Annotated in this window: 10 protein-coding genes; 6 read left to right on the forward strand and 4 right to left on the reverse strand. The window is 44.0% G+C overall.

Features of this window, described 5'->3' with window-relative positions; all coding sequences use genetic code 11:
• Window position 1 precedes the first annotated feature (1 nt).
• From R2S08_RS18800 to uxuA, 4 genes are all read left to right on the forward strand, one after another.
• Window positions 2-1,066, forward strand: coding sequence for an HlyD family secretion protein (locus R2S08_RS18800; RefSeq protein ID WP_316836572.1), 1,065 nt, complete (start codon window positions 2-4; stop codon window positions 1,064-1,066).
• The gene (locus tag R2S08_RS18805) at window positions 1,063-2,658 is read left to right on the forward strand and encodes an MFS transporter (RefSeq protein WP_316836573.1); all 1,596 of its coding nucleotides are present in this window, start codon (window positions 1,063-1,065) and stop codon (window positions 2,656-2,658) included. The genes R2S08_RS18800 and R2S08_RS18805 overlap by 4 nt, the downstream gene beginning before the upstream one ends.
• Before the next feature lie 163 nt (window positions 2,659-2,821).
• Window positions 2,822-3,862: an LD-carboxypeptidase gene (locus R2S08_RS18810; protein ID WP_316836574.1), complete on the forward strand. Its 1,041-nt coding sequence runs from the start codon at window positions 2,822-2,824 to the stop codon at window positions 3,860-3,862.
• Window positions 3,863-3,993: 131 nt separating this feature from the next.
• Window positions 3,994-5,169 carry a mannonate dehydratase gene (uxuA, locus tag R2S08_RS18815; RefSeq protein WP_316836575.1) on the forward strand — a complete coding sequence of 392 codons (1,176 nt, stop codon included), beginning with the start codon at window positions 3,994-3,996 and terminating at the stop codon, window positions 5,167-5,169.
• Here uxuA and R2S08_RS18820 read toward each other — a convergent pair.
• Window positions 5,166-5,426 (reverse strand): hypothetical protein, encoded by a 261-nt coding sequence (locus tag R2S08_RS18820; RefSeq protein WP_316836576.1) that lies wholly within the window; start codon window positions 5,424-5,426, stop codon window positions 5,166-5,168. The genes uxuA and R2S08_RS18820 overlap by 4 nt on opposite strands.
• A gap of 169 nt (window positions 5,427-5,595) precedes the next feature.
• Between R2S08_RS18820 and R2S08_RS18825 the strand changes: the two genes are divergently transcribed.
• Together R2S08_RS18825 and dinB are read left to right on the forward strand one after the other, a co-directional pair.
• A complete protein-coding gene (locus tag R2S08_RS18825) occupies window positions 5,596-5,775 on the forward strand; it encodes a histone H1 (RefSeq protein WP_316836577.1) in 180 nt (59 codons plus the stop codon).
• Window positions 5,776-5,873: 98 nt separating this feature from the next.
• Window positions 5,874-6,977, forward strand: coding sequence for a DNA polymerase IV (dinB, locus tag R2S08_RS18830; protein WP_316836578.1), 1,104 nt, complete (start codon window positions 5,874-5,876; stop codon window positions 6,975-6,977).
• Window positions 6,978-6,990: 13 nt separating this feature from the next.
• On the opposite strand, the gene R2S08_RS18835 is transcribed toward dinB, so the two are convergent.
• From R2S08_RS18835 to R2S08_RS18845, 3 genes are read right to left on the reverse strand one after another with little or no spacing between them, the layout of a single operon-like run.
• Window positions 6,991-9,525 carry a family 20 glycosylhydrolase gene (locus tag R2S08_RS18835; protein ID WP_316836579.1) on the reverse strand — a complete coding sequence of 845 codons (2,535 nt, stop codon included), beginning with the start codon at window positions 9,523-9,525 and terminating at the stop codon, window positions 6,991-6,993.
• 42 nt (window positions 9,526-9,567) lie between these two features.
• The gene (locus tag R2S08_RS18840; RefSeq protein ID WP_316836580.1) at window positions 9,568-10,692 is read right to left on the reverse strand and encodes an acyltransferase family protein; all 1,125 of its coding nucleotides are present in this window, start codon (window positions 10,690-10,692) and stop codon (window positions 9,568-9,570) included.
• Between the two features lie 28 nt (window positions 10,693-10,720).
• A complete protein-coding gene (locus R2S08_RS18845) occupies window positions 10,721-12,505 on the reverse strand; it encodes a RagB/SusD family nutrient uptake outer membrane protein (RefSeq protein ID WP_316836581.1) in 1,785 nt (594 codons plus the stop codon).
• Between the last annotated feature and the right edge of the window lie 17 nt (window positions 12,506-12,522).

Consider the following 12,522-nt stretch of genomic DNA (forward strand, 5'->3'; position numbering starts at 1 on the left):
AATGGAAATCAAGAATAAAAATTATACCACTACAGATCAGTTAATCACCAAAGTCACGGCCTGGATTGCCGGTATTATTGTGCTTTGTCTCGTGATTTGGGGCGGCATCTCCCTTTGGGATCTTTATAAAAATGAAGAAACCAATGATGCACAGGTAGAAGAATATATTAACCCTGTCACCTCGCGGGTAACCGGTTACATCAGGGAAATCAAATATGAAGAGAACCAGGATGTTAAAAAAGGAGATACCCTGCTGGTGATCGATAACAGCGAATATAAACTGGGTGAACAGGAAGCGGAGGCTGCATTGCTCAATGCACAGGCGCAGATCAAAGTGATGGAAAGTAATGAGCAGACCACCTCTAAGATCGCCAGTGTAAGCCAGTCACAGATTGCCTCGGCCAAAGCCAAACTCTTAAAACAGCAGCAGGACTACGATCGTTATTCCAAATTATTTAAGGTAGAATCGGCAACCCTTCAGCAACTGGAAAATAGTAAAGCCGCTCTGGACGTGGCCAATGCAGAATATAAATCTGCGCTGAACAACTATGAAGCTTCTATGTCTAAAGTGAACGATATTAAATCTCAAAAAGATGTTTACCTGGCTGAAATTAAACGAAGAGAAGCTTTGCTGAACAGGAATAAACTCGATGTGGGTTATACCGTGATTACTGCACCATACAATGGAAAAATGGGTAGAAGGACCATACAGGAGGGGCAGCTGATTCAGGCCGGACAAACCCTGGCCTTTATCGTAGATCAGGAAGCCGGAAAATGGGTGATTGCTAATTTTAAAGAAACTCAAATCGCCGGGATGCATTTAAACGGCCGTGTCACTATTGAAACAGATGCTTTTCCCGGAGAGAAATTTGAGGGCAGGATCGTATCTCTTTCTCCGGCAACAGGAGCCAGGTTTTCACTGCTTCCTCCAGACAATTCTACCGGAAATTTTGTAAAGGTGGTACAGCGTATTCCAGTAAAAATCAAATTAACAGATCCACCTTCTGTAACCGATAAACTCAGGGCGGGTATGAATGCCAACGTCGTGATTGCGAAAAACCAATGAGCCAGGTCATCCCCGTATTTAAACCATGGGTGCCAGACTGGTTGGTGAAAGTTACCATATTTTTGGTCATTTTGCCTTGTTTGCTGCTCTTCGGGTTGTCAACCGCAAATGCAGGTGCAGCTGCAGGTTTCTATGGAATCGAACCCGCTGACGTGCAGTATTCGATGATCATCTTCTATGCTGCTGTAGCAAGCTTCTTTGCCCTGGAAAGACGTTTCTTTGTGTATATCGCCAGCCGGGAATACTTTATTGTTGGAGTAGGCCTGCAAATATTAACCTCTTATATTTGCTTTCATACTCATAGTTTACCGGTATTGTTCATCTTCAGGTTTATACAGGGGATGGCCAATTGTATGACCACCAGTATTTGTATTACCCTCATTTTTAGCAGGCTGCAAGGCGAAAGAGCAAGGGAAATTGGCTACTCCGTTTTTTATGGCATGCTGCTTTGCATTACACCCATTTCCATCCTGTTAACTGCCCCGGTAGTCGATAACTACGACTATAATTTCTTGTACAAAGGAATTATGTTCTGCTATATCCCCGGAGCAATTCTTTTGCTTTGCATGATGAATGCGGTGAGGCTCAACAAAAAAATCCCATTGTACCAGATTGACTGGCCCAGTTTTGTAATCTATGCTGCCGTACTCTGTCTTATTGGATATGTGCTCGCCTATGGGCAGCAGTATTACTGGCTGCAGGATAACCGGATCTGGAAAAGCTGCATCGCTATTGTGGTGCTCCTTGTTATTCATGTGTACCGCCAGTTGAATTTAAAAAGACCCAGTCAGAACATGACCGTGTTTAAATATCGTAATTATGTGGTAGGAATGTGTCTGATCTTTGTGTTGTACATCGTTAGGGGCGCCCTTGGTGTAACTAACCTGTATTTTTCTAATGTACTCGGCATGGACCCATATCATATTTCCTATATCATGCTGGCCAATATCATCGGTATCATAGTGAGTATCCTGATATCCTCCAGACTACTGATTCTTAAAAGGCCTGTGCGGCTGATCTGGATTTACGGTTTCGTATTGCTACTGATCTACCATGCCTGGATGGTCTTCCTTTTTAATACACAGGCCGATGCACCCACATTTATCATTCCTTTAATCTTACAGGGCATGGGTGCAGGTATGCTGATGACACCAATCATCGTATTTGCAATATCTTCTGTTCCTGAACACCTGGGAGGAACAGCATCAGCAGTCGGTGTATTTTTTAGGTTTCTTGGATTTTGCAGCAGTATAGCCTTGGTTAACTTTTACCAATTGTACAACAAAACGAATCACGTTAACCGTTTTCAGGAGCAACTGACCAATCTTAACCCCGTAGCCGTAGACCGTTTAGCAACTTATAAGAGAATGTTAATGGCGAAAGGCGTCCCTGCAGATCAGGCAACAAAAATTGCTACTGGTTTACTCAGTAGATCAGTTGATGTTCAGGCACAAATCAGGTCTGCAGTGGATTATTATACCCTAATCAGCATTCTGTTAGTCGTAGTTGTTTTAGTCATCGCATTAATTCCATACATCAACCGTACCATTATCAACGTAAGATCTAAACAGCCTGCACCGATTTCTTACTAAGGTCAATCTTAATGGACTCCTCAAGCTAAGCGCCCGGAAAAAAATCAATATTACTCGTCGAGGACTGGACTCCTTGCCTTGCTGCGCTCTTGTGGCAAGGCGTCCAGTCCTCGACGAGTAATATTGATTTTTTATATTAATTTGCAAGTACTAAACCTTGCCAATGGACCGTAAACATTTTCTATCCTCAGCACTCCTTGCCGGAGCTTCAATATCCACAGTAAAGAGCTGGGCAATAAGCCCAAATCCTTCTGATGAGCCCCTGAACGCCGGCAAATACCGTATTCCACCTTATCTTAAACCCGGCGACACCATCGGAATTACATGTCCGGCCGGTTTTATTACCCAGGAGGAAATTGCGCCATCGGTTAAACTGATGGAAAGCTGGGGATACAACATCAAAATTGGAAAAACAGTAGGTGCCAGAGATTTTACCTACGGAGGGACAGACCAGGAAAGGGCCACAGATCTGCAGCAGATGCTCGACGATATACAAGTAAAGGCCATCATGTGTGCCAGGGGAGGTTACGGAGCAGTGCGGATTATCGATAAGATCGATTTTAAAAGCTTTACAGAACATCCCAAATGGATCATTGGATTTAGCGACATCACGGTATTACATTGCCATTTGAGCAGAAATTTTAAAATCGCCTCCCTGCATTCCAAAATGTGCAACAGCTTTCCAGCCGACTGGAGCCTGGCTGAGCCCATACAAATCGAAACCATTCTGTCTATCCGGCAAGCCCTAGCTGGAGAAGCCCTGAAATATACCAGTCCTGCACACGAAAAGAACAGACCTGGAAGAGCTGAAGCTATGATAGTGGGAGGCAACCTAAGCATCATCGAAACCCTGACTGGAAGCCAGTCCGATTTAGATACCGACGGAAAAATCCTTTTCGTAGAAGATACCGGCGAATACCTTTATGGAATAGACCGTATGTTCTGGAATTTGAAAAGGACTGGAAAACTCGCAAAGCTAAAAGGACTTATCATAGGCGGTTTTAAATTGAAACCAGATGACCCGGGAGAAGAATTTGGCAGAACCGTTGTTGATATCGTACTGGAAAAAATTGCAGAATACAACTATCCGGTCTGCTTTGACTTTCCAGTAGGCCATCAGAGAAATAACTTTGCTCTTAAATGTGGCGTGAACCATGTCTTTACAGTAGATCAGAATGGATCAAGTCTGACATCCATTGGCTAATCCAGCCAACACTTCTCGCTGTAAAGGAGCACATTCAAGGCAAGTTTAGCCGGAAACGTTTCCGTAAATATTTAAGATTTAGACCTTCAGCGCAGTCAAAATTTGATTAATATTGAGTTTCAAAAGAACATATGGCAACTCAACCACATAAATTACTACAAACCTGGCGCTGGTATGGTCCGGCAGACCCGGTAAGTCTTCAGGATGTAAAACAAGCAGGCGCAACTGGCATCGTGACGGCACTGCATCATATTCCGCACGGCGAAGTATGGCCGGTAAAAGATATTGAAGAAAGAAAATCCATCATAGAAGCAGCAGGATTACAGTGGTCTGTTGTAGAAAGCGTACCCGTTCATGAAGCCATTAAAACACGTAGTGCAGACGCCGGGCAGTTTATAGAGAATTATAAAACGACCTTAAAAAACCTGGCTGCCTGCGGTATCAAAACCGTTTGTTATAATTTTATGCCTGTTTTAGACTGGACCCGTACACAACTGGACCTGGAAATGACCGATGGATCTAAAGCCTTATACTTCAACTGGACAGATCTTGCCGTATTTGACCTTTTCATTTTGGAACGAGCAGGAGCAGAGCAAGATTATGATCCGGCCATCGTTACCAAAGCCCGGACCCGTTTTAAGGAAATGGATCAAAAGGCATTAGAAGAACTGCGGATCAATGTGCTCATGGGTATTCCCAATGAGAAGGAAATTGAACTTTCTGCATTGCAAAACAGCATTGATGAATATAAAGTAATTGGAACCGAGGGTTTAAAGCAAAACCTCTGCTGGTTTTTGAATTCTATAGCTGAAGTCTGTACAGAAACAGGCATAAAAATGACCATTCATCCAGATGATCCTCCCTATCCGATCCTGGGCCTGCCAAGAATAGCCAGTACCAGGGCCGATTTTGAATATATCCTGACAAGCGTAGACCAGCCTTTTAATGGCGTATGTTTTTGTACGGGTTCTTTAGGCGCTGGCGTATCGAACAATCTGCTGGAGATTTTTGATGTAGTGAAAGATCGGGTATACTTTCTGCACTTAAGGAATGTAACCAAAGACACCGAAGGTAATTTTTATGAAGCAGATCACTTGGGCGGAGACGTCAATATGTACGAAATCATGAAGGCTGTAACGAACGAGAATCACTTGAGGGACACACCAATTCCTTTCCGTCCGGATCATGGCCACCAGATGCTGGACGATCTGAATAAAGTGACAAATCCAGGGTATTCTGCGATAGGAAGACTGCGGGGTTTAGCAGAACTAAGAGGACTGGAATTGGGCGTAACCGGAAATTATTAAGTGTTTACTGGCTTTTTACCATGTAAAGAATCATCATTTTCGGGGGTAGAAGGGCTACTGCTGGCTTTTTTAGAAGCATTGATCAGATTTTTTTTATCATTTTCCTGATTTAAATTTTCGATCTGTGGCAGCTCCTCACAGCTTCTATGCTCACTGGTCCTGTTGAATTGAGGTTGGGTAAGATCTTGTGGTCTGTTGGGGTTATGGTCTTTATTATCAGGTGTTTTGCTTTTATTGTTCTGGTCTTTGCTTTTCATGACTGGTCCATGGAAAGATGTGAACTATTAAACAAACACAAAAGGCAATGGTTTTTAAATTCAAAAGTCCGTATACATAAATTCAGATCAAAAGCGTTATTGATTTGTTTGAAAACCAATAATTATTATCTTTAAACCCATAATTTATTTTATAATTAAACAAAATCCGATGGAAAAATTTTCAAAATTCAAAGAACTGGTTGCCGGAGTTGAGGCAGATGTAGAAAAGTTTTATAACGCAGGAAATGGTGCTGCTGGTACCAGAGTGCGTAAAGCAATGCAAGACTTAAAAGTACTTGCTCAAGAAATTCGTACTGAAGTAACTGAGAAAAAAAATACAACTAAGTAAGATCTTCAAGAATTCAAAAAAAAGGTCCGCAGTAGTGGACCTTTTTTTGTGGATTTAATTTTTGTTCACCCAAACACTAAAAAATAAGTCCTTCCGAAATGGAGCCTGCTGAAGAAAAGCTATACCGCAAGATCATTCACATTGACATGGATGCCTTTTATGCCTCTGTAGAGCAAAGGGACCATCCGGAATATCGTGGAAAAGCAATTGCTGTTGGCGGCTCACCAGAAGGCAGGGGAGGCGTAGTGGCCACTGCCAGTTATGAGGCCCGTAAATATGGAGTGCATTCCGCCATGCCTTCAAAAAAGGCACAGCAACTCTGCCCGCACCTGATCTTTGTTCGCCCGCGGTTTCCTGCCTATAAAGAAGTTTCCATCCATATCCGTGAAATTTTCAGCCGTTTTACCGATGAGATACAACCGCTTTCCCTGGATGAGGCCTATCTTGATGTTACAGACGATAAGCTTGGTATTGGATCAGCTATAGAAATTGCCAGGCAGATCAAGCAAATGATCAGTGATGAACTACAGCTCACCGCATCCGCAGGCGTATCTATCAACAAGTTTGTAGCAAAAATCGCCTCGGATATGAATAAACCCGATGGATTGACCTTTATCGGTCCTTCTAAAATTGAACGTTTCATGGAAAAACTGCCTGTAGAAAAATTCCATGGGGTAGGCAAGGTAACCGCCGAAAAAATGAAAATGCGTGGGCTCCATACTGGTGGCGACCTTAAGAAACTCAGTGAACTGGAGCTGGTTAACCTCTTTGGGAAATCCGGCCATTTCTTCTATAAGATCGTAAGAGGCATAGACTACAGAAAAGTGGAAGCCAACCAGGAAACTAAATCTGTTGGCGCTGAAGACACTTTTCCGGAAGATCTGATCACCATTCCCGAAATGGCAGCTGAACTGGAAAAGATCTCCCGGATTGTTTCAGATCGTATAAAAAGAAATCAATTGAAGGGAAGAACAGTAACCGTTAAGATCAAATTCAGCGACTTTAAGACCATTACCCGCAGTAAATCTTATCCCACAGCTGTGGCAGAACAAGAACTCATTCTTACCGCTGCTATGGCCCTTTTGGAATCCGTAGATTTCACCAACCGCCCCGTACGCTTACTGGGTATTACCGTTTCTAGTTTCGGAGAAGACGTATTGCAATTTGAAAAAAACGGCTATCAGGGCAGATTATTTCCCTGATGCCTGTTTCTTTCTATAATGATTTCACCGCAACAGAACGACCCCGCCTTCCCGAAGCATTAAATAGTGCAAATTTCAGAACACCTTTAAGCGACACCGGCTGCTGATAAACAGGGCTGGATGCGTTCGGTTCAGTACCATTAGTGGTATAACGTATGAGCAGTCCAGGGTAGGACGTATTCGCCATGGCATAACCATTTTCTTTTACTACTCCAGGCGTCGGTATCCGGTATAAATATCCACCATTGTAAGCACTCAGACGTGGAAGTTCACGTTTGCCCAGTACATGAACAAAAGCCGACCAGGCCCCCTGGTACAATTGTTTGCTTTTAAGCGTATCCTTTTCTATTGCCCAGGAAGGATCCTTCGCCCAGGCCCGCTCTGCAAGCCCCAGAAGTTTAGGGAGCAGCATATATTCCAATCTTTCCGGACTTTTTATCGTTTCACTCCAAAGTGGCGCCTGTATGCCAATAATGTTCGCTTTTCCAAAATCCGTTAAGCGTTCTTTAGCCGTAAAAATAGCCGGGTTAACCGGATGTCCGTTCACGTCCTCCCTCGAAGACTTGTAATCATCATAGGGAATGAAATAAAAGGGTTTATCTGTATCCACATAACCGCCCCAGTACTGCCCGGGTTCCTCAAAATCTGTATTCGCTGCCAAATCAAAATAGAGATGCGTTACACAAGTCAGCGTAACCTTGTAGCCTGCATTAGCCAGCTTATAAGGCAAATCTTCATTGCCATCCACATTGTTCCAAACCTCGGTATGGAAGTTGTCGTTTACAAACGTGCTGTTGAGGATCATCTTATGACGCCCGTCCAGCAACGTTTTTCTCAATCCGATCTCCTCCCAGCCCGTGAGATAAAGTCCGCGGGCTTTGAGCAAGGCGTTTACTTTAGTAAAATAATAATACCAAAGATCATCTGGTCCTTTTACCGTAGAATCCTGTTTAATCAAATCGGCTACCGCAGGCGATCGGGTCCATACGCCAGCGGGAACTTCATCACCCCCAAAGTGGACGGTGCTCAGGTTTAAACCAGCCTCTTTATACATCGATCCGATCTCGTCCACTACTTTTTCTATAAAATGATAAACAGATGGAAGGGCAGGATTGAGCACATTGTCATTCCAGCCTTGTACGGAGCGGTAAACTGACTGGTCATTCCTGTCGCGCAGCAGGTATTCTTCGGCTGCAGCCTGTTGTCCCAGTTTCATCAGCTTGTCGTATCTGGCATCCATAGATTTGATGGCTGCACGCGCATGGCCAGGTGTTTCAATCTCCGGAATTACCCGGATATGCCGCAGGGCGGCATATTTCAGAATTTCTATGAAATCGGCTTTTGTATAGAAACCGCTACCAGAATTTGCACCGGTAAAAGGACCTGAACCATAAGAGGGCAGGATGTTTTTCTTATCGTCAACCGTATGTCCCCGCTGAGAACCCACTTCAGTAAGTTCAGGCAAGGCAGGTATTTCCAGCCGCCAACCTTCATCATCGTTTAAATGGAAGTGAAGTACATTGAGCTTATACAAAGCCATGGCATCGAGTACCTTCAGTACCTCTGCTTTAGACTGAAAATTCCGGGCTACTTCAAGCATAAATCCACGAAATTTAAAACGTGGGGCATCCTGCACCTCAGCACAGGGAATTTTTGCGGATTTTAAATGACCAAACCATAAATCCGGCGGTAACATGGTTTTCAAAGACTGGATGGCATAAAATGCACCGGCAGGATCTGAAGCATGAATCAAGATCTGCTGTGGGCTGATGCTCAATTTATAGTCTTCTGTGCCAAGGCCCTTTTCTTTTTTAAATATGATGGCCGGCCTGGTATTGTTTTGATTTAGCGGAACAGTCTTCCCGAAAAGCCTGGAAAGCTCTTCTGCAAATAACTGTGCTTCCCGCAGGAAATCTGCATCTGCAGATAGTTTAACCTGAGCACTGAACTCAAACGTTCCGGTTTGTGGCTGATAATTCGCAGGGCTGGGAAATATCGCCGGGATTTCTTCGTCTGTAAGTGGCTTGATCAACTGATTCTGATGATATATTTTGGCAGCAAGAACGGCCTCCTCCTGATCTCTGTTGAGGAGAGAGGTAGCCGTAAACTTTTTAAAGGAATAGCCTTTTTCCGGTTGCCTGTCCCAGACCAGGTAAAACCCAGTGGGAAAATCAGAGATGTTTTTGGCTTCTTCTGCCAGTATCTGGATCTTTTTACTGCTACCGGGGCCTACAGGAAGATTACCTGCTTTGGGGGTCAGACGAAACAGGTCACCATTGACCTGTTGGATCTGAATGGCAGCGGTATCTGTATCCGCTACGATTAATCTCCCGGAATTGAAATAAATGCTCCATCCATTTGCCGGAAGGCTTTCTTTTCCTTCGTTGATCAGTGTCAGGCTGGAAAGGGCCAGCCCCGTGTTCTTGTATTTATTACTCAGCAATTCCCATTTCAATTGAACATCAGCAGGATTGAGCTGTTTCAACGTCTGGGTAAAGGACATAAGAAAGGTATTTAACAGCAAAACTGTTATTAAAAGATGTTTCATAACCCTTAATGTTAAAGAAGTAAATTCTGTTTAATTCCGGGTTTAAACCCTTACATATATTTTACGTTTATCTAAAATGTAACCCACCAGCCAGCAAATCAGCATAAAACAGAGGGCAAAGAAGAGAGAACCTACCGGTCCTGGTGCAATGACCTGGAAAAAGGATTCGTTGATCCATTTATAGAAATGCAATTTCGGAAAAATAAGGTCTATAACGGTCAGCAATACTTCTGAAACCAGGTAAATGAACAGAGGGTTCTTACCGAAAACGGTAAAGAACTTTGTCCATTTATCCCAGGACAGGACCTCTATAATATAGATCAATGCACCAATCAGGATCAGATCAAGGCCGCAGGTGACCAGTACAAAAGAGCTGGTCCATAGTTTTTTGTTGATTGGAAATACCGCATTCCAGCATATAGCTACCAGTACCAACAAAGCCCCGGTTAACAGGAGTTTTGCTATGGTTTCATATCCTTTACCTTTCTTTTGTATAAAAACCCCGGTCAGGTAACCGATAATCACGTTGACACAGGAAGGAATTGTACTTAATATGCCTTCCGGATCAAAGGCCACACCTTCTCCATGATACAGGTGATGTTCTCCCAGAACCGCTGTATCCAGGTATTGCCCGGCATTGCCCAACATACTGAAGGGATCTGAAGGATCTCCGTAAACCAGCAGCACGATCCAGTAACCCAAGAGCATGACCACACTGGTGATGATCACCGTACGGGTAGACAGAAAATGAACCATCAAGGAGGCGATGCAGTAACATAGCGCTATTCTCTGCAGCACACCCAGGATACGGGTGTGGCTGAAAGGAGAGAAAACCATATGCCCTGCTTTATCATAACTGAAAAAAGGGAACCAATAGAGCAGAAAACCCAGGAGGAAAATAATACAGGTTCGTTTAAATACTTTGAGCAGTACGTCGCTCGTCTGCATTTCGGCAAATTTCCTCATGGTAAAACTCATGGCATTTCCAACCGCAAACAAAAAGGAAGGGAAGACCAGGTCGGTAGGAGTAAAACCATGCCAGCTGGCATGTTCCAGGATACCAAATGGGGTAGCGCCCCGTCCTGGAGTGTTGACAATGATCATAAAGCAAACGGTCATTCCCCGGAATACATCCAGGGAAAGAAATCGTTGTGGAGATGGGTTCATGTAATGTTTTTGATTTAAATCCTGGTAATTAATTGTAGCCTGGGTTTTGTTTTAAAACTGGAGCACCTCCTGCCTGACTGAGGTCAATCTGCCGCTGAGGAATAGGGTAATAGCTGTTCCTTGCTGCATTAAATTTGCCTCTGCTCACATCTTGTGTCAATTTTCCCTGGAAACTAAAGTAAGCATTTAATTCCTGATCTGCTATGCCCCATCTCACCAAATCAAAAAAGCGGTGACCTTCCATAGCCAGCTCTATTTTACGCTCGTAATAGATGGCACTTAGTGCATAGTTTTTGCCTTTGGAAGCAAAATCTCCGGCAGGATAAGCACCTACTTTATAATTGGCTGCGGGTTCATCCGAAAAGCCTTTTAAAGGATTGTCGTCATCAATATATTTGTAAACCCAGCTTTTTGGACTTGCAGCTCTTGCTCTGACCAAATTGACATATTCCTGCGCCTTGTCCGGGCTGCCCACCTGTGCCTCACATTCTGCTGCCATCAGCAGAACATCTGCAAAGCGGATCACCAGGTAATTGATGGAAGAACCCGGTGCCCAGGTACTAAAATCACCATCAGTGGCCTGGGTAGCCTGCCAGAAAATGTTCTTTTTAGGGCCGTAAGGACCACCATACAACTGGCTTCTGATCCAGGGTTTGCCAGGGTAATTGCCCCAGTCCAGGTAAGGAACACCGCGTCTTCCGGCGGTCCAGTCCAGGCGCGGGTCAATAGTGCCCTGATCCGGATCAAAATTCTGATCACCGCTGATGTTCATGTCGTTTTTGATCGGATGGCTGTTGTAATCGGTCAGATAAGGCAATCCAGTGGTTTCATTGGTGCGGAAATGGTTCACCAGGTCTATAGAAGGCTGGAAGAAACCACAACATCCAAATGGACTCTCTCCGTATGGGAAATTGAGCATGTCTCCATTGTTTCCTTTAGAAGGACCATTTGGATCGGCATTTGCAGCCATTTGTATAGCGAAAACCACTTCAGGGTTGTCTTCTTTACTTGGTGTAAAATTATCTGCGAATGCTTCATTTAAGGCATATTTTTTTCCACTGGTGGTGGTGCCTTGTGGAATCACCACATCAAAAATAGCCTTGGCTTGTGCAAACTTATGCTGATAAAGATAGGCCTTGGCCAGATAGGTGCCTGCGGCCCATTTATTGGCCCGGCCTATTTCAGATTGTGTTCCCGGAAGGTTTTCATAGGCGAACTTCAGGTCTGCCTCAATTTTTGGCCAGATGTCGGTATTGTTGGGCTGGTTGAAATCTGTAGTAGTCTCGTCGGTATAAGGCACCATGTTCCACATTTTTTTAAGTTCAAAATAAAAATGTGCACGCAGAAAACGAGCCTGTCCTTCAATATTGCTATGGTCTGCAGCCTGGATATCCGTAGCACGGCCCAGAAATTTCAATACATTGTTGGTTCTGAAAACTCCTTCGTATAGCGCTTTCCATTTGCCATTATAAAAGGCATTGGTGCCGTCTGAATAGAAGTTGGCGATTGGGTCAATAGCAGGCTGATCACTGCCATCACTACCTTTGGAGGCATCCCCGCCGGCAATGGCTCCAAATACCCAGTTGCTTGGTGAGGCTTGCCATGCATCTGTACCGCCAAAACCCTGGTCTTTGCCTTGCATGCCGTATAAGCCTGCATAAGCACCAATCAGGAGTCCGTTTACCCCATTTTTATTTGCTATGATGGTTTCTGATAAAGAACCCAGGGGTGGTTGTTCCAATGCTTTTTTACAAGACCAGAAGGATCCGGTCAGCAACAGGATTGGGAAGAGTATATAGCTTAATCTTTTCATTTTGTCTAAACCGTTAA

It is taken from the genome of Pedobacter nutrimenti, assembly GCF_032678445.1.
In the GTDB taxonomy this organism is placed as follows: domain Bacteria; phylum Bacteroidota; class Bacteroidia; order Sphingobacteriales; family Sphingobacteriaceae; genus Pedobacter; species Pedobacter nutrimenti_A.